The following is an 18,322-nucleotide window of genomic DNA, read 5'->3' on the forward strand; positions in this document are numbered from 1 at the left end:
TCGTTCTTAGCCTCCTTTGAAAATCAAAATATCTTCCTTTATTTATAAATTATTATCAAAGACTATAAAAATACCTTATTTTTATCATTTAAATAATAATAAAATATAATTAACTATCTTAACACTAATTAATGAAAGCGCTTTTGTCAATCAAGAATTTTCAATTTATTGATAGTATTAGTATTTTTTTACTTCGCACATTTACCTTTCCATATATAAAGGAAGAAAAAGTTTTTTGAAAATTGATTTTAAATAGTAAATTAATTATAATTTATAATTAATTAAGATAAGAATAAGAACGGAGATTATCATGACACTCACAACTAAACAAAGAGAACTGCGTACTAAAATTTTAGATAAAATTTATGTCCATGGTCCTATCTCACGAATAGAGATTTCAAATCATACAGGTATTACCCCTGCTACAGTTAGTGAGATAACTGGATCTTTACTTAAAGAAAACCTAATTTATGAATTAGGAGAAGACTCTTCTGAAAATAATAAATCGGGACGTAAACGGATTCTTTTAGATATTGCCGCACATCACAGTTTTTATATTGGATGTGAATTATCTGAAAAATATTTTTCGTTTTGCCTAAGTGATAATATCGGAAAAATCTATGCTGAGAAGGTAATTAAGTTTAATGCAGGAAATAAAAATGATGCTTTAACAGAAGCTCATTTTATAGAGGAGTTAAATCATTTTATTCATTGTCATCACAGCTATCAGCCAAAGGCCGTCGGAATTGCATTGCCTGGACATTTTAATGATAAAAGTAAGACCATTTACAGCAACAATACACACTGGAAAAACTTTAATCTAGGACTTCTACTGGAAAATGTAGAATTACCAATCTACTTTAAAAATAATGTTCATTGTATGGCCAACGCGGAGAGACTATTCAGCAAGAATCATATAGATGATAATTTCATTTTCTTTCATGTCAGTAGAGGGATGTTCTGTTCTTATATTTATGAGGGACATACTTATGGAGAAAACAAATTTTTGGTAGGCGAAATAGGTCATACGATTGTTCACCCAGACGGAGAACTATGTGAGTGTGGAAAAAGGGGCTGCTTGCAGACATACGCTAGTGAGGCTTGGATTATAAAAAAATCCCGCATACTTTATGAGAGTTCGAATACAACTTTTTTGGGGCAATTAACCCCAGATAAACATAGCATCACAATTGAAACCATTTTAAGTGCTTATAAAATGGGGGATGAAGGAGTCACCAACATCCTTAATAACGCCATTAAATACCTGTCTATTACAATCAATAATTTACCGATGTTGATTGATACAAATAAAATCATTTTACACGGAGAGCTATTTAACGAACCCGTATTAAACAATCTGCTTAGCCATTGTTTAAATCAAAATAACATTCTACTTCCCCTCAGCCATACTTGGGACATTGCATTTAAACAATATTCCGATATAAATGGCGCTCTTGGAGCATGCAGTTTCGCTATCTCCAACTTTTTGTTAAAGGGTAAAATAAAAAGCTAGTAAGAAAAGATTAGAAGTAGCTCATACTTAATTAAAGAGGCTGGGACATAACTAAATTTATTATGTCTAAAGCCGAATGATGTATTGGATTTTTATTAATCTAAATAGAAAAAGCCGAACTATTATAAATAATGCTAACACTGCATTTAATAATAGTTCGGCTTTTTTAGTTACTGGAAACCTTTTGTCCCAGCCTCTTTTAATAAATGTATAGGAGTATTTTTTAAAATAAAAATGACTTACCTTTTTGGCAAGTCACTCCCCTGTGGATACCCTGATAACCAATCTGAGATGATACTTTTATTGTTTTTCTAAATAATTGAATTCGTCATAAATTCGTTATATGAGGGATTTTAAGAGAAAGACTTGGTCTATTCTTCTCTAAATGAGATAAACATAACAAACATTTGTGGGTGTCTGATGAAAATTTCAATATGCGGTAACGAACTCTTCACAAATTATTATACAATCTTAATCAGCAATTGATCCACCACTTTTTTCTATACTTGAATTACCATTAATACTGATGATTTTTATAGACAGTAATGTATTTCTTTCTTTTGCAATAATCGACTCATGTTTAATATTATTCGGCAAATTATGGATAGATTGAGGATTGTTGTTATTTGAATATTTTATTGAACTCAAAGGATTATTTTGTTCTTGTATTAAATCTACATCCGCTGTTTTCTCGCCTTTAATATCTAAAGGTGGATTGGGTACAATGACTCTTTCACTTTCTAATGGTGATTCATCATAAGATTTATTTGATTTGTGTGTCACATTCACATCTTGAATTCCTTTGTTTTTTTCCATTTTAGGACATAACCTAGGAAACGATGCTAATGTTCCGAATCCATATATACAATGAATACAAAGTATCATTTGCATACCAAAACAATCGTAACCTCTTACAGATCCATTCCGACTATTAACATGTGTTATTTTCAGTATTATTTTTTTTCCGTTTTTAAAGTAAAGGACATAAATGTGTCCAGGTTTAATTGAATTAATTAATTGTTTATTCATCCCCCTCCTCCTTTTTAGAACATTATGTCTGCTTAGGACCGTAAAATTAATCAGCTTCACTATTTATGGATTTAATCAAATCCTTAAATGACTTACGATTTTCATCTAATAAGGCATCTAATCTAATGAATAATGAATCGATATCTATCTTATCATCGTTCTTTCCAATAAAATATTGATAAAATAAGATCATCGCATAGGCAATCCCAGTATTATCAATATATACAATACCATTTCCACTTTGTTTAACACTTGCATTCCCATTTTCATTTTTTAATACTGCGGAAAAATTATTTTCTATTTGCTCAAAATATTGTTTAACCTGTTCTTCCACCATATCTTTTATTAACTTTTCTTGGCCTTCATCCACGGAAATCACCTCACTTTATATTTGTATGAAAGTATTATCTTATTGTATAGGCTAAAGATACAGGACCTAAAAAAACCTAAGAAACTTAACGTTTCCTAGGTTTTCCAGCAATACTGTTACTTATTTAGCAAAAGGTTTATAATACAACCATTGGCTAAATTATTTTCTAGCCCTTGAATTACCACTATTTTGAACAAACGCGTTACCATTTTTCACATCAAAATGGAATTTTTGTTCAGTTCGTTGATTTTGTTCTTGGTCTTGGTCTTGATCTTGGTCTTGGTCTTGATCTTGATCTTGATCTTGGTCTTGATCTTGGTCTTGATCTTGGTCTTGGTCTTGATCTTGGTCTTGGTCTTGATCTTGATCTTGGTCTTGATCTTGGTCTTGGTCTTGGTCTTGGTCTTGGTCTTGATCTTGGTCTGTTTCTTGATCTGTTTCTTGATCTTGATCTTGATCTTGATCGTTTTCTTGATTGCTTAATTGTTGCTGTTGTTGCTTTTGTAGTTGAGCTTGTATAAATGCAAGTAAATCCTCAATTCTGATTGAACTCATTGATATTTCCTCCTTTCTTGTTGGTATAAAATATTGTATGTAGACAAGCATTATTTGCATGGTCAAGTAGACTGAGTTAAATCCATCATTTTCGATGAAAGCTATTATAAATGCTTTTTTGCCCTTAAAAATATACTTTGTGCCTTTCGTCGACCCTATTTACCTTCAATTCATATACTTACTTTTTCAAAGAAATGTATACAGAAGTTTTTTAATCGCAATAGAAACAAAACTCTTAATTGATTGCATAAAAAAGAAAGCGAAGTATTCCTCCGCTTTCTCTAAATTCCATTCGATTCAATGACTTGCTTGTACCAATAGAAGCTATCCTTTTTGATACGGCGTAAGTCATGCGTGCCTTCTTCGTGCTGATTAACATAGACGAACCCGTAGCGTTTTTGGAAACCATTCAACCAACTTAGTAAATCTGTGAAAGACCAGACACAATAGCCAATCACTTCGGAACCATCAGAAATGGCGTCTTGAATTGCTTTCACATGAGCCTGAAGGTACTCGATCCGGTAATCATCATGGATTTGGTCATGTTCCTCTACCTTATCAAATGCACCGAGTCCATTTTCACTTATCAATATCGGCAAATCATATCGGTTTGTGATTCGGCGCAGCGCAGTTCTCAGCCCTTGCGGATCAATATTCCAATCCCAATTCGTCCGTTCAAGGTTTGGATTCTTCGTAGTTTTGTATAGTCCTGGAATTCCAGAATCCTTTGATGTCCCTTTGATCCCGGTTGTATTCATTTCACCGGCACCCACTCCGCCTTCTAAAGGATTGACTTCAAAGGTCGAGCTTTGGTAATAGTTTAAGCCCATAAAGTCTGGCTTACCTTCTCTTAATAAAACAAAGTCCTCCTCTTCCACTTCAGGAGCAAGACCTTCTTCAACCAAGTAGTTCCATGCTGCCTTCGGGTATTTTCCCCAAGTATATATATCCATCCACCAATGGCTATTCAACTCCTCTGCATTCTCAGCAGCCAAAATATCTTCCGGCTTTGAAGATGCCGGGTAAGCTGGACCATAGGCAAAGCTCGGACCAATCTGTCCATCCGGGACATATTGACGGAATGCTTTGATGACACTGGCATTGGCCAGGTTTGCGTGATGATTCACTTGGTAGAATAACTTTGTATCCTTTACACCCGGTGGATGTGAACCTTGATCATATCCATGGCGAGTAAAAATATTTTGTTCATTTAAGCTGACCCAGTACTTCACACGATCTCCAAAGCGTTTAAAACATTCCACACTATAATTCGTAAAATCCTCAATGATTCTTCTGGACTCCCATCCGCCATATTCGTCCTGAAGTGCTTGTGGTAAATCCCAATGGTACAAGGTTAAGATAGGCTCAATTTGATATTTTCGCAGCTCATTAATCAAATCATCATAAAAGGCGAGTCCCTGCTCGTTGATTTCACCTCTTCCATTTGGAAAAATACGCGGCCATGATACAGAAAAACGGTACGCCTTTAAACCCATTTCTGCCATTAAACGGACATCTTCCTTATAACGATGATAATGGTCTACTGCGACATCTCCCGTCGTCCCTTTATATGTCTTACCCGGGATACGTACAAATTGGTCCCAATTACTAACCCCTTTTCCGTCTATATCCCATGCACCTTCAATTTGATAGGCAGCAGAAGCAGCTCCCCATAAAAAGTCTGTCGGAAACGGTTTTAATGTTTTATACATATCGCTTTAGTCTCCCTTCCGTCTGAATGTTGTCTTTTCCTTTTATAACATAGTCACTTAGACATTCTCCCAATCTAGCTTTAAACCAAAATGGAGTCCTTCTGCCGCTGTAAAAAATGATACAAAGCACCAATTAGATTCGAATCATTTCCAAACTGACATTTTTCAACTTTGACCGTTAATCCATCTGTTTCATATTTCATTTCGTTTAATGTTTCATTAATCTTGTCGATAAATGCTTCGCGATTACTGATTGCACCGCCAATCAAAATCTTATCCGGATCCAGAATAAATTGTAGATTATATATGCCAACAGCAAGCCGACGCATAAACTTATCAATCTCTTCCTGTACCTCTGTGTCACCCTGTTCAGCAAGCTCAAAGATCATCTTACCGGTAAAAGTATCGGGGTCTCTCTCTTTTCGTTTAGCAACCTGCTTGATCAAGCCTCCTACGGCTGCCAACGTGCTATAGGTTTCTGCTGGTTGTGTTCCCAAATAGCCCTCCATCTTCATATATCCGAATTCTCCAGCAAACCCATTTCTCCCATGCCGAACTTTTTTATCGAGTACGACGGCACCGCCTATACCGGTGCCAATCACTATACAAAGATAATCCTGTACATCCTTTGCTGCACCAATCCAGCCCTCCGCCAAACCAGCACAATTAGCGTCATTCTCCAATTCTACCGGTAAATTTGTCCGTTCCTGAAGGAGTTCTTTTATATTAGGGCCATGGATATAAGGGAGTGCTGTGATCCCCTCTATGATCCCGGTTTCAATATTTACCGCACCAGGCATACTCACCGCCAGACCTTTTATCACATATTTATTTTTAAAATCCTTCACGATCATATCAATTGTATTTATAAATTCGGTAAGACTCTCTTTAGGAGTTGGAAGTGAGGATTTTTCAATAAAACATCCCGTTTCATCCATAAGTGCATATTTAATGGCAGAGCCACCAACATCAAGTACCGCATAGTAATTCACTATATAACCTCCAGCAACCCAATTTTTCATACAATTATCATATCCAATATATCTGTGTTTCTTATGGGTTATAAAATAGCTTCATACATCGAAAACATCAGAATTTATCAGCTTCTGTGAACCTCGAAGTCTATGAAACTTTGATTAACAGGATTCTCGGATAATTAATTCGGAATCAATAAATACCGGTTTTAATTGGGATCTATCATTAATTAAATCGTCGAGCATATAGGCGGATAATTTACCGAACTTTTCCTTATCCTGTTTCACCGTTGTTAATTTTGGAGAACTATAACGGCAGGCTGCAATATCATCACAGCCAATTAACCGGATATCATCTGGACAGCTTAAGCCTGCTTCTTTAATAGCTTGCAAAGCTCCGAGGGCCATCATATCTGATGTCGCAAAAATTGCTTCTGGCAGCGTTTTAGAGCACAGGATTTTCTTCATTGCCGCATACCCGCTTTCCTCATGAAAATCACCGTATTGAATCCAGTCCTCACAAATTTCGAGTCCAAATTGATTCAGTGCTTCCAGGAAACCTTTTTTGCGAAAGATCGAAACAGGAGAATCAAATATACCGCCAATAAAACCAATCTTTTTAATAGCATGAAGATACAGATATTCCACCACTTTTCTCGACAAGCCCAAATTATCAGTCATAATATAGCTAGCCTTTGGCCCTTTTAATTCAATATCGATTCCGATACAGGGCAGGCCGGCTAAAGCTAAAGCGTAGGTAGATTCCTCCACCTCTTCACCAGCAATAATTAAACAGCCATCCACATTAAAATGCCGGCATCTTGCTAAATAACTTCCATTATCCGACTGAAAATGTTCGTTTGAAAACATTAAAATATCGTAACCCAGTAAACCTATATTCTTTTTAAATGAAGAGATAACCTCATTAAAATAAGGATGGGTCATATCAACATTAATTCTTCCGGCATAAATTAACCCAATTAGATTTGACTTTTTCGTAGCCAATGATCTGGCAGAAAAGTTTGGCTCGTAACCACTTTGGTTAATAATATCCATCACTTTTTTTTTCGTTTTTTCACTTATTCCCTCATAATTATTGATTACTTTTGAAACTGTACCTTGAGATACATTGGCCATTTGTGCAATATCTTTAATCGTTAAATTCATGTTAATCCCTTCTAAATGCGAGTAGTTTGGTTACCCATTTTTAGGTTAATAGGAGTTTCAATAGTTAAGCATAAAATTTGGAAGGAATGTTTATTTAACTGAGCCTTCAGTAATACTCGAAATAAACAACCTGTTGAAAAATAAAAATACTAGTAATAACGGTACTGTTGCCCAAAATACACCTGACATAATCATTCCAAAATCCACATTATGTGTATTGCTTAATTGAGCCAATGCTACCTGAATCGTATAATTTTCCGGATCTCTTAACACGGTAAACTGCCATAGGAACTCACCCCATACTGCCGTAAAGACAATAATACCCAACGTTGCAAATGCAGGGAGAGTAATCGGCACGATGATACTGCGATAAATTCTAAAGTTCGAACAGCCATCTAACTTTGCTGCTTCGATAAGTTCATCAGGAACCGATTTACTAATATATTGCCTCATGAGAAAGATACCCAAAGGATTTAAAAAGAACAGCACCATTACCCCTGGTAATGTATCAAGCATGCCCGCCTTTGATATAAGGAAATATTGAGGGATTAAACCCAATTGCGGCGGAATAATCATCGTTAGCAAAATCGCGATAAATAGTACATTTTTTCCCCGGAATGTAAACTTAGCAAAGGCAAAACCGGCCAATGAACTAATGAATAGAACAACGATTGTTACAATGGCACAAATGACAAATGAGTTCCACATCGAACCGAAGAAATCAATTTGATTTAATACCTTTTTAAAATTTTCAACTAACATATTCCCCGGTGTAAGGGTGGGAGGAATCGAGTTAAAGGCCGAGCTTGGACTAGTCGCCATTACAAACATCCAATAAAACGGGAACAAGGATAATAAGGAGGAGATGCCCAATAAGGTATAAACTAATAGTTTGCTTATGGAAAATTTCCTCACTTTTTTATTTTTATTCATTTCCCACCCCTCCTTTTTCTTCCAACTCCAGAAGTTAAGTATACATTGATTGCTGCAATCACTGAGATTAATACCAGCAAAATAATAGCTGTTGCAGAAGCAGTACCAAAGGATTGCAATCTGAAAGCATCACGATACAGGTACATAACGATCGTCATAGCCTCATCTCTTGTAAAGGCGCCTGTTCCCATAAATATAGTAGGCTCGGAAAACAGCTGCAAAGCTCCAACGGTAGAAGTAAAGACAGTCAGTATAATAAATGGTTTTAACATAGGAATGGTTATGTAACGAAATTGTTGGGTTTTATTTGCCCCATCAATCGTGGCAGCTTCATACAAATCATTGGGAATACTCTGAATCCCTGCTAGGTAAATGATTGTATTATAGCCAACCCATCGCCAAAAGACCATAATGGATATCGCAATTTTCGTTCCCCATTCTGAACTTGCCCAGCTTACTGGATCAAGACCTGCTAAACTAAGAACATAATTGGCTAAGGAGGATTCATGATTACTAAACAGCACACTGAAAATCAAGGCTACCGCAACCATTGATGTAATATAAGGCATAAAAATAGTGACTCTGAAGAAGTTTTTAAATCTTAGGAAGGCTAGATTTAACAGATAAGCAAAAATGATTCCAAACACAATTTGCGGAGCCGTGCCCATAATGCCCATAACAATCGTATTATAAACAGCCTTCCAAAATAGAGGGTCTGTTAAAACAACCTTAAAATTATCCAACCCCACTGAGACCATGGGACTGAGACCGTTCCACTTTTGAAATGCTAAATAAATACTGAAAATCATAGGATATAAACCAATAATCGCAAAAATGATAAAGAAAGGAGCAATGTATAAATAAGCGGAATACATATCTTTTTTTGCCTCAGATCTAGCTCGCTTCTTTTTAACTTTGATTTCGTTCATACTAGGATTCGCTTTCACTGGATCCATTTTCACACCTCTTTTCTTATCAAAGATGGGAGCGACGTATCCATGAAAGTCACGCCGATTCCCACCTTATTAGTAATCTATTGAAATTACCGGTTTAGTAAGCCCTTGGAACGTTTAACAGCGGCTTTCCATTCTTTTTCAGGATCCGTTCCTTTATTTTGAACGTTCTTTAAGCCATTCAATACTTCTGAATAGATTGGGAAGTATTTTTCTCCTTTATAAACAGCCCCACTGATATCCTGTGCTGCTTTTGCAAATACAGGTGCTGTTGCTTGACCGCCAAAGAAAGCATCTTCGTTTGTTTTGAAAGCATCCATTTCATATACAGCTTGTGCGGAAGGGAAAAGTCCCTTGTCTTGGAAGGATTTTAGTTGATTGTCTGGAGAAACTAACCATGAAGTAAATTTATATGCTTCTTTCGCATTTTTCGTTTCGCTTGGTATGGAGATGAATGAGCCACCCCAGTTTGCCGCAAATTCAGATGGCAATGTCGCAACTCTCCATTTACCGGAAGCTTCTTGCGCATTCCCTTCCATCCAGCCTTTTAACCATCCAGCCCCTAATTCAGCAGCAAATTCACCTTTATTTACAGCATTTGCCCACTCCGGAGACCACATTTCAAATTTACCAACAATACCCATTTCATTCAATTTCACAGCATAATCATAAGCTTCTTTAACAGCGTTACCGTCCTCTTCGATCAATAACTCCCCTTTAGAATTAAGGAATGTTGTTTCTGCACCATCCAAGTAAGCTCTGAATGCCATTTCGATACTATCTATAAATACCTTGCCTGTTTTTTCCTTCACCTTCACACCAGCTTCTTCAAAAGCTTTTGGTGAATTAATCAGTGTGGCTACTTCCTCAGGATCTGTTGGAAGACCTGCAGCTTCAAATAAATCTGCACGATAGTATAAGGCTTTCGGTCCAATATCTGTTGGCAGACCAATCAGGAAATCCCCACTATCATTCTCCCCTGTTTTCCATTTCCAATCTAAGTACTGATCCTGAATATCTTTTGCACCAAGATCATATAAGTTTTCAAAGCGATCCTGCGCTCCTTTAAAACGGTCCAGTTGGTCAATTTCCAACATCGTGATATCAGGTGCTCCACTTCCAGCAGATAAAGCAGTAAATAAAGCATCATGATGATCTGCTGTTTCAGCTGCTCTTACTTTAATCGTGACGTTTGGATTTTCCTTCTCATATTCCTTCGCAAGATCCTCATAATTCGTAGCTCCGAAAGTCCAGAAATCCAGAGTAACTTTTTCCCCACTTTTACCACCGTTTGAAGAAGTCTTTTCATCATCCTTACATGCTGCCAACGACAGCGCCAGGACCGTTGATAATCCGATTGCAGCCAATTTTTTTAAGCTTTTCAATTGTAAAACCCCCTATAATAATTTGGTCAGACCATCATCCAATGGATGATGCAATAAATATAAATTTGGATTCTGTACTGCTTAACCCCCTTTACCATATTAATCTTTAAAAAAATGATAATAGCACCACCGTTTAGAAACCGGTTTCCAAAAAGAATTTAAATCATATCATTATCAGAGATTAGAAACCGCTTTCATTAGTGATTATAAATCGACTATTCGGAAAAATCAACCATTTATTGGGAAAAATGACCATTATTTTGGAAATCGCTTTCGTAATTAATTTATATTAAATATTCTTTGGTTAAATCTAGATAAAACTTGGAAGTATCGTTCCTCTTGTATCTTGAGTTTCTAGAGTAGATTAGAGCTTTTATTCTTTTTTTATTGGAAAGTTAACCAATGAAATTTAGCAATTTTTAAGAAATACAGCACTATAACTTGTCCTTAGTGGGGCAACGTTCCATAATAAGTACCAAATAACAAACCTTACCCCTTCCTTTATTTCACAACACCATAATAATAGGTCAATAGAGTCAATTTATGTTAAAATTACACTTTACAGATAGGAGGATTTTTAATGGCGAAAAAGAAAGTATTGGCTGTTGTGACGAGCCATGAATATATGAAAAATGAAAAAGACAAAACGGGTTTATGGTTAAGCGAACTTGTACATTTTTATGATTGTTTAAAATTGGCAGGATATGAGGTTGATATAGTTTCCACAAAAGGAGGAAAAGTACCACTTGATCCGAAAAGCCTTCTCCCTGTCTTGCTGGATAACAGGACAAAGGAATACTATCTGGATCCGTATTTTATTAGTAGATTGGATAAAACCACTTCTATCGATGAAATAACATCTGACGAGTATGGCTGCATCTATTTTGCCGGCGGACATGGAACGATGTGGGACTTCCCTAACCAGTCCAGCATTCAAAAGTTAACCGCTGAAATATATGAAAAAGGCGGTGTCGTTTCGGCTGTTTGCCACGGACCTGCTGCTTTATTAAATGTTGTATTATCAGATGGGACTCATCTCTTGGAAGGAAAAACAGTAACCGGTTATACAAATATGGAAGAAACGATCATGTTTGCATCACATAAAATACCATTCAAGCTTCAAAATGAGTTAACCGCTAAAGCTGGAAAATTCACAAAATCAACCGTTCCTTTCACATCACATGTGGTGGAAAATGAGCGAGTGATTACAGGACAAAATCCACAAAGCGCACGAGCAGTTGGTGAGAAAACGTTACATTTCTTACAAAATCAAAAAAGATATTAAAAAATGTCGATTCAAACTCCAAACCTTTGTTGGAGTATTGAATCGACATTTTTTTAATTTACATAGGTAATACATACAAAAAGATAGATAAAAAGTGCAGAATAGAAGCAACCAAGACCATCAGATGCCAAATCGCATGGTGATATGGAAACCCTCTCCATACATAAAAGATGCTTCCTACCGTGTATAATAATCCGCCATACACAAGCATCATTAATCCAGTTGGAGGAACTGCCATTTTTAACGGCTCCCATGCTACAACAATTAACCAGCCCATGATGATATAGATTATTGTAGAGAGAATGACAAATTTCCTTAGGAAAATGGCCTTAAAAACAATTCCGGCTATTGCCAACGTCCAGATAATCGCCAATAATGCATATCCTGTTTTCCCTCCAATCGCAATGATTGCATACGGTGTATACGTTCCTGCAATAAATAAATAGATGGAGGTATGATCAAAGAATTCCATAATCACTTTGACTTTGCCCTCAGGAAATGCATGAGTCAGAGTCGAGAATGTAAAAAGCATCAACATCGATATTCCATAGACCAAAACAACTGATAGCCTATCGCCAGCTCCATTCGTTATAGAAAAAACAATCATTAAGATTAGGGCCGCAAAGGATAAAGCTGCTCCTATCCCATGCGTAATCGCATTGACGACTTCTTCTTTCTTGGTGTAAGTATAGACTCGATTCATCAAGAGACTCCTTTCCATGTTTTTTATTTGTCTATTCCCGTTTTTTTGCTAAATTAATACCTTTCTACCTATTTTTTAAGATTTAATTGTTTTAAAAGATATGGCCAGACCTCCATAATATCTGTTGCTAGCATTGCGCTAGGTTCACGTTCAATCGCCCAATATTCTGACGATTTCCCATGAAGATAAACCGCATTCGACACGGCTGTTGTATAGTGTGAGAAAGGTTCAGATTGACACAGTAATCCTAAAATAATTCCAAGCAATGTGTCTCCAGAACCGCCTTTTGAAAGACCGCGATTTCCCGTTTGATTGATATAGCCAGTTCCATCTGGAAAAGCGATAACCGTATTTACTCCTTTTAAAATAACTGTTACCTCATGTTCAATAGCAAAATCACGAGCAACCGAAATGCGGTTTTCATTGATCCACCTAGAAGATAATCCTGTAATTCGAGCCATCTCTCCGGGATGAGGTGTCAAAATGACCGGTGCCGGACGCCCTTTTGGATACTCTCTTTTTTGCAGGGCAGCGGCATCTAAAATAAGAGGCAAATCAGGTTGATTCAATAAAAATTGAACTTTATCCTCCAATTGTTCATCCAAATCCAAACCAGGACCGATTGCTGCTGCTTTCATACTGGATAGCTGTTTATTTTCTTTTAATTGTTGAAGCGTGTGATACCAATAGGTTGCTTCAGGAAGTCTCTGACAAACAATTTGTGCTACACTTTTATCGGTTGCGATTGTCAGTTTGCCAATTCCGGAACGCATAGCACCAAGACCAGACAGAAGTGCACAACCTGGCATTTCCTCACTGCCAGCAATTAATAATCCGGTTCCAAATGATCCTTTGTGCGGATTATTTGGTAAAGCAGGCCATGTTTGTTTAACATCTTCCTCTGTCCATACTCTCCAGCCTGATTGCTGTACCAATCCAATATCCAACGATTTGACTGTCCCATAGTATTCAGCCGAAGGCACTAAAAAAGCTGAAGGCTTAACCCCATGTAAGCATAATGTGTAATCTGCTTTAAAGGCAGTCACTACATTACCTCTATCTGCTTCAACACCTGAAGGAATATCAATCGCAATTTTCAGAGCCAATGATTGGTTCCAGTAGGCAAGCACTCGATCCGCATGACTGGAAAACGGCGGTTTAAACCCAATTCCAAAGAGCCCATCTACCAGAACATCATATTCATTTTTAATCGTTTGGGTGTATGGGTATCCACAAGTAATAAAATAAGAAAAATGCTGTTGCGCAACTTCAGACTTTGGCAATCCAAACGGCAAAATAAGCGTCGCCTTATAACCGTGATTCAGCAATAATCTCGCAAGGACAATCGCATCGCCTCCATTATTTCCTTGCCCAGCGATGATTCCAACTTCATCTTCCCTCTGAATTAAACTGGATACTTCTCTGAACAAAGCCTGTCCAGAGTTTTCCATTAAAGTAAAGATGGATAGCCCATTCGCGTCAGCTTTACTGTCGACTTCTCTGATATCATTCGCAAAATAAATATTCATCATCGACCACCTCTCTTCTTATATTTTTAGTATACAACAATAGGAATAGGAAATTTAAACGATATAGTAAGGTAAGGGATCTGATATCTATTGATCAGATATAGGTTTAGGAGAGAGGTAGCATAGGTGGGTAGATGGTCCATAGCCAGGGGATTCCTCCTTTCTCCCACCTTTCCCATACCTTTACGCCACCTTTGACCGGGGATAGGTGTGATATAGGTGGGGTAAAGCTCCGGTATAAGTTTTCGATTTAAAATAAAATAGTCAGCTCCACAATCGGAACTGACATTTGTTTAACCATCAACTTCCAGTAAATAACGTATCTCCTTTTTCCAGTTCCCCTGTATGAAGTTGATAACACTTATACTTATTTCCTGCCTGTTCTTTTATCCAACTTGCTGCATTCGTTCTTGATGATCATAAGTATCAATTTACTTGGAAAAATTAATCAAATTATCACCGAGGTTCAGAATGACGCTATGATTCTTTTCGATTGCTTTCCTTCTTGATTCTGTATTCACTTCATCTGTCAGTAAAATAAGATGTCCTTGATCCGTTTGCGGTAATCCAGCCCTCTTCAGATTCTTTTCAGTAGCCTCATATAAATGTTTTTTCCTGTTTGACACATAAAAGATTTGGATTCCTTTCATATCCGCATATTGAAGGAACTCTGATGCACCAGGCAGAGGTTTGGCATTTGCTTGGTAGACCCATGCATCCCATTCTTTATCATTAAAGGAGCTTTTCTTTTGAGCCAACTTAGCTAAAAAAGGGCGGTTATTCAATACGGTTTCATCTAAATCTAAAATAATGGCTTTATCCTCATCCGTCTTTTGTTGCAGAGCTCGATCGAGTCTATGTTTAGCCACTTTATAACCTTTACTAAATGACGCATCAGTCGTAGATTGTTGGTACCTAAGGACGTGCATTATATTTTCTTCTTGTTGATTCTTATACGGACTAGCTTCTATCCAGTTCATAGGTAAGCTTATCCAAACACTAAATACAGTAATAAGTATACTTCCTTTTCTGATGCCATTCTTTTTCATTCCAATCACCTCTCGAACAGTTTTTCCAAAGACTTTTCATTTCATGAAAAATTTATATTGGAATAGCGAATCTGCTTAAATAAAGTAGGTATTGGATACGAAAAAAAGACCTCATTTGAGATCTTTACTGATTGATTTAGAATTTTCTTTTTCTTATTAAAATACTACTAAACATCCTCAAAGAAACCGTAAAACAGAACATTTTATCAGTCGGAATTTACAGAATAAACCTATTTTCCAGAAATTTTTTAATCTTTAATCAGGGTCTTTATTATGAGGAGCCGAATTGTAAAACTATTTATCTCCATTGGTATACATATCTTAGAATTCATAAGAACTAATATTCATAAATATAGGGGTGATATTCTTGTTTAAAAAACCATTTATTTTGTTGATGATCGGTATCATTCTTGTTCTATTTATAGATACGGGTGCAAAGAATTTCTCAGATCTTTTGCTTAATAAATAAACAGAAACATAAAAAAAGCGGGGAATGCGATACCGCCCCTTAAAAGTTAGTTTTACTCTAACTTTTAGGGTATGACAACTTCCCCGCTCTCTTTATTAATATTGATTAGTAGTCTTATGTCGTTCAACTAATTTTTTTAATGATTGAATCTGACCTAGATGCATCGCTTCATGGCTCAGTAAAAAGTGAAACAATTCGCTTTTTGTTTTAATACCAAACTTTGCAAGAGGACCTGTTACCTCTTCTCTCCAGAATTCCTCCGGTAAATCTTTAATTCTCTTTTCCTGAGATTGATAATTGGACTTGATATCATTCAAAGAAGGTGCACTTCTTTGCCAATATTTTGGCGAAGTTCCGCTTCTGAAAAATTCTCCATATAACTCTGAAAGCGGTGAACCGCTGCCAGGATAATCAAACAAGAAGGATTCCGCACTTACCAGTACATGCCCTAATTGCCAGCGAATCGTATTATTAAAACCTTCTGGTTGAAGATCAGCCTCCGCTTCAGATAAATCCTCTAAAATTTCCTGTAGCTTACTTCTGGTCAACTCAAATTGTTTTTGCATACCAGTCGTTTCCATATAATCCCCTCCACTAATTCTTTTTGCCCTTCACAAGATATGGGTTGCTATCCTTTATACCCTATCTTTCCTGAAAAAAAACAGAAGTGAAACGGCTTATTGGACTGATAACATACAAATTGTTAGCTGGTTGTTTGTTTTGCCTTATTTCTAATCAATTCTTTAACAAAGGACTCCAATTCCTTATGGCCCTTTTGATGCAGTAAACTTACAACCTTACTCCCTACAATAATTCCATCACAATAGTCATACAATTGATTGGCCGTCTTTGCATTGGATATTCCAAATCCCGCATAGATTGGACAATCCGTATTCTGCTTAAGTTGTAGGATTTGTTCTTTAAAGGCTTCATCATTCAACTGTGCCTGTTCTCCTGTTGTCCCATTTACCGTTACTGCATAAATAAAACCTTCCGCTCCATCACAAAGCTTTGCCATTCGAGTTGGATTTGCCGTTAAAGGTATGAGTCTAATTAACACAATCCCTTCATTACTGAGCTCTTTCTTAAACATCTGCTCTTCCTCCAGGGGAACATCTGGAATGATACAGGCACTAATGGAGGCTTCTCTGCACTTGGCAGCAAATTTTGAAATCCCAAGGCGTAAAACAGGATTTGCATACGTCATCATTATTAACGGAATTTCAATAATTTCCTCAGTATTCTTTAATTCATTTAATATATCCTCCAAAGTAATATCCTGTTCCAGGGCACGTAAACCTGCTTCCTGAATGCTAGGTCCGTCAGCTACTGGGTCAGAAAATGGAATTCCAATTTCTATGGCGGAAGCCTCTAATCTTTCAAAGTACTTTATAGTCGGAACAAGCTGATCAAGCCCTCCATCACCGCCCATAATATAGGGGATAAACCCTTTTTTTTCACTCTTTTTAGCCTCTGAAAAACAATCTACTAGCTTAATAGGCATGCTCCGCACCTCCAACTACATTCATGACGGTATCCATATCTTTATCTCCTCTCCCAGATAAACAAATCACAATAGACTGATCTTTCCCCATATTAGGTGCCCTTTTGACTGCTTCCGCTATCGCATGCGAGCTTTCGAGCGCAGGTATAATTCCTTCCTTTCTTGTTAACAGCTTAAATGCCTCTAATGCCTCATCATCTCGAATAGATATATATTCAACTCTTCCCTCGTCCTTCAGAAAGCAGTGCTCCGGTCCGACTCCCGGATAATCTAGTCCAGCCGATATAGAATGAGCTTCCTCTATCTGTCCAGCTTTATCCTGCAGGAGATACATGAGTGCGCCATGCAGAATCCCCTTTTCTCCTTTTGAAAGGGATGCTGCATGCTCATTTGTATCTAACCCATGGCCAGCCGCTTCCACGCCTACTAAAGTAACCTGTTCATCCTCTAAAAATTCGTAAAACATCCCCATCGCGTTACTGCCACCGCCGATACAGGCAATAATTTCATCTGGCAATCGATTGTGTAAAGCTAAGAATTGCTCCCTGGTTTCCCGACCTATTACACTCTGGAAATCTCGTACAATTTGCGGGAAAGGATGGGGTCCCATCACAGATCCCAATAAATAATGTGTATCCTCAATATGACCGACCCAGTAACGTAAAGCTTCATTTACGGCATCCTTCAGTGAACAGCTTCCTTGTTGTACAGGCACTACCTTTGCACCCAACAATTCCATTTTCAATACATTCGGTTTTTGCCTCTTCACATCTTTTTCACCCATAAAGATTACTGCTTCCAAACCAAGCAAGGCACAGGCTGAAGCAGTCGCGACTCCATGCTGGCCGGCACCTGTTTCCGCAACAATTCTTGTTTTGCCCATTACTTTGGCAAGCAGGGCCTGACCAAGTGTATTATTAATTTTGTGAGCCCCGGTATGATTTAAATCCTCCCTTTTAAGGTAAATCCGCGCACCACCTAAATGTTCGGTCAAATTTTCCGCATAGTATAACGGAGTCTCTCTTCCTACATAATCCTTCAAAAGTAATTGATATTCAGTAATAAATGACTCTTCCTGCGCAATCGTTTTATAGGCTTCCTCCAATTCGAACAAAGCCGGCATTAATGTTTCCGGTACAAATCTTCCTCCATATTCCCCATATCGGCCAGTTTTATCTGGATATTCTTTTAT

Annotated in this window: 17 protein-coding genes; 3 read left to right on the forward strand and 14 right to left on the reverse strand. The window is 37.2% G+C overall.

Features of this window, described 5'->3' with window-relative positions; translation table 11 throughout:
- Positions 1-310: 310 nt before the first annotated feature.
- Entirely contained in the window at positions 311-1,513 is a 1,203-nt protein-coding gene (locus tag AC4G3O_RS01840; protein ID WP_491135732.1) for an ROK family transcriptional regulator, read from the forward strand.
- A 471-nt stretch (positions 1,514-1,984) separates the two neighbouring features.
- On the opposite strand, the gene AC4G3O_RS01845 is transcribed toward AC4G3O_RS01840, so the two are convergent.
- Together AC4G3O_RS01845 and AC4G3O_RS01850 are read right to left on the reverse strand one after the other, a co-directional pair.
- Entirely contained in the window at positions 1,985-2,542 is a 558-nt protein-coding gene (locus AC4G3O_RS01845) for a hypothetical protein (RefSeq protein ID WP_491135733.1), read from the reverse strand.
- 46 nt (positions 2,543-2,588) lie between these two features.
- Positions 2,589-2,912 (reverse strand): hypothetical protein, encoded by a 324-nt coding sequence (locus AC4G3O_RS01850; protein WP_066103349.1) that lies wholly within the window; start codon positions 2,910-2,912, stop codon positions 2,589-2,591.
- A 173-nt stretch (positions 2,913-3,085) separates the two neighbouring features.
- Here AC4G3O_RS01850 and AC4G3O_RS01855 point away from each other — a divergent pair, with 173 nt between their 5' ends.
- Positions 3,086-3,433 (forward strand): hypothetical protein, encoded by a 348-nt coding sequence (locus AC4G3O_RS01855; RefSeq protein WP_491135734.1) that lies wholly within the window; start codon positions 3,086-3,088, stop codon positions 3,431-3,433.
- A gap of 315 nt (positions 3,434-3,748) precedes the next feature.
- Here AC4G3O_RS01855 and AC4G3O_RS01860 read toward each other — a convergent pair whose 3' ends face one another.
- From AC4G3O_RS01860 to AC4G3O_RS01885, 6 genes are all read right to left on the reverse strand, one after another.
- Positions 3,749-5,179, reverse strand: a complete 1,431-nt coding sequence (locus tag AC4G3O_RS01860; protein WP_066106940.1) for a glycoside hydrolase family 1 protein — start codon at positions 5,177-5,179, stop codon at positions 3,749-3,751.
- A gap of 80 nt (positions 5,180-5,259) precedes the next feature.
- A complete protein-coding gene (locus AC4G3O_RS01865) occupies positions 5,260-6,171 on the reverse strand; it encodes an ROK family protein (protein WP_077248133.1) in 912 nt (303 codons plus the stop codon).
- A 144-nt stretch (positions 6,172-6,315) separates the two neighbouring features.
- Positions 6,316-7,320 carry a LacI family DNA-binding transcriptional regulator gene (locus tag AC4G3O_RS01870; protein ID WP_066106946.1) on the reverse strand — a complete coding sequence of 335 codons (1,005 nt, stop codon included), beginning with the start codon at positions 7,318-7,320 and terminating at the stop codon, positions 6,316-6,318.
- 90 nt (positions 7,321-7,410) lie between these two features.
- On the reverse strand, positions 7,411-8,253 hold the full coding sequence (locus AC4G3O_RS01875) for a carbohydrate ABC transporter permease (RefSeq protein WP_066106949.1): 843 nt from the start codon (positions 8,251-8,253) through the stop codon (positions 7,411-7,413).
- The gene (locus AC4G3O_RS01880; protein WP_066106952.1) at positions 8,250-9,209 is read right to left on the reverse strand and encodes a carbohydrate ABC transporter permease; all 960 of its coding nucleotides are present in this window, start codon (positions 9,207-9,209) and stop codon (positions 8,250-8,252) included. Before AC4G3O_RS01880 ends, AC4G3O_RS01875 begins: the two co-directional genes overlap by 4 nt.
- Positions 9,210-9,295: 86 nt before the next feature.
- Positions 9,296-10,591 carry an ABC transporter substrate-binding protein gene (locus AC4G3O_RS01885; protein ID WP_066106955.1) on the reverse strand — a complete coding sequence of 432 codons (1,296 nt, stop codon included), beginning with the start codon at positions 10,589-10,591 and terminating at the stop codon, positions 9,296-9,298.
- A gap of 580 nt (positions 10,592-11,171) precedes the next feature.
- Here AC4G3O_RS01885 and AC4G3O_RS01890 point away from each other — a divergent pair.
- Positions 11,172-11,876 (forward strand): type 1 glutamine amidotransferase domain-containing protein, encoded by a 705-nt coding sequence (locus tag AC4G3O_RS01890; protein ID WP_148629792.1) that lies wholly within the window; start codon positions 11,172-11,174, stop codon positions 11,874-11,876.
- Positions 11,877-11,934: 58 nt separating this feature from the next.
- On the opposite strand, the gene trhA is transcribed toward AC4G3O_RS01890, so the two are convergent.
- From trhA to trpB, 6 genes are all read right to left on the reverse strand, one after another.
- Positions 11,935-12,579, reverse strand: a complete 645-nt coding sequence (gene trhA, locus AC4G3O_RS01895) for a PAQR family membrane homeostasis protein TrhA (protein ID WP_066106977.1) — start codon at positions 12,577-12,579, stop codon at positions 11,935-11,937.
- Positions 12,580-12,647: 68 nt separating this feature from the next.
- Entirely contained in the window at positions 12,648-14,108 is a 1,461-nt protein-coding gene (locus AC4G3O_RS01900) for an NAD(P)H-hydrate dehydratase (protein WP_491135735.1), read from the reverse strand.
- Positions 14,109-14,539: 431 nt separating this feature from the next.
- A complete protein-coding gene (locus tag AC4G3O_RS01905) occupies positions 14,540-15,157 on the reverse strand; it encodes a 5'-nucleotidase, lipoprotein e(P4) family (RefSeq protein WP_066106983.1) in 618 nt (205 codons plus the stop codon).
- Between the two features lie 564 nt (positions 15,158-15,721).
- Complete coding sequence (locus AC4G3O_RS01910) at positions 15,722-16,207, reverse strand: DinB family protein (protein WP_066106986.1); 486 nt, start codon at positions 16,205-16,207, stop codon at positions 15,722-15,724.
- Positions 16,208-16,329: 122 nt separating this feature from the next.
- Positions 16,330-17,130 carry a tryptophan synthase subunit alpha gene (gene trpA, locus AC4G3O_RS01915; protein ID WP_491135736.1) on the reverse strand — a complete coding sequence of 267 codons (801 nt, stop codon included), beginning with the start codon at positions 17,128-17,130 and terminating at the stop codon, positions 16,330-16,332.
- Positions 17,120-18,322 (reverse strand): tryptophan synthase subunit beta, encoded by a 1,203-nt coding sequence (gene trpB / locus AC4G3O_RS01920; RefSeq protein ID WP_491135935.1) that lies wholly within the window; start codon positions 18,320-18,322, stop codon positions 17,120-17,122. The genes trpA and trpB overlap by 11 nt, the downstream gene beginning before the upstream one ends.

The organism is Bacillus sp. z14 (2026) (assembly GCF_058313575.1).

Excerpts from the sequence above, each read along its gene's own strand:
- AC4G3O_RS01840 (WP_491135732.1), top strand. The coding sequence starts at position 311 with ATGACACTCACAACTAAACAAAGAGAACTGCGTACTAAAATTTTAGAT.
- AC4G3O_RS01845 (WP_491135733.1), bottom strand. The coding sequence starts at position 2,542 with ATGAATAAACAATTAATTAATTCAATTAAACCTGGACACATTTATGTC.
- AC4G3O_RS01860 (WP_066106940.1), bottom strand. The coding sequence starts at position 5,179 with ATGTATAAAACATTAAAACCGTTTCCGACAGACTTTTTATGGGGAGCT.
- AC4G3O_RS01870 (WP_066106946.1), bottom strand. The coding sequence starts at position 7,320 with ATGAATTTAACGATTAAAGATATTGCACAAATGGCCAATGTATCTCAA.
- AC4G3O_RS01875 (WP_066106949.1), bottom strand. The coding sequence starts at position 8,253 with ATGAATAAAAATAAAAAAGTGAGGAAATTTTCCATAAGCAAACTATTA.
- AC4G3O_RS01880 (WP_066106952.1), bottom strand. The coding sequence starts at position 9,209 with ATGGATCCAGTGAAAGCGAATCCTAGTATGAACGAAATCAAAGTTAAA.
- AC4G3O_RS01890 (WP_148629792.1), top strand. The coding sequence starts at position 11,172 with ATGGCGAAAAAGAAAGTATTGGCTGTTGTGACGAGCCATGAATATATG.
- trhA (WP_066106977.1), bottom strand. The coding sequence starts at position 12,579 with ATGAATCGAGTCTATACTTACACCAAGAAAGAAGAAGTCGTCAATGCG.
- AC4G3O_RS01900 (WP_491135735.1), bottom strand. The coding sequence starts at position 14,108 with ATGAATATTTATTTTGCGAATGATATCAGAGAAGTCGACAGTAAAGCT.
- AC4G3O_RS01905 (WP_066106983.1), bottom strand. The coding sequence starts at position 15,157 with ATGAAAAAGAATGGCATCAGAAAAGGAAGTATACTTATTACTGTATTT.
- AC4G3O_RS01910 (WP_066106986.1), bottom strand. The coding sequence starts at position 16,207 with ATGGAAACGACTGGTATGCAAAAACAATTTGAGTTGACCAGAAGTAAG.
- trpA (WP_491135736.1), bottom strand. The coding sequence starts at position 17,130 with ATGCCTATTAAGCTAGTAGATTGTTTTTCAGAGGCTAAAAAGAGTGAA.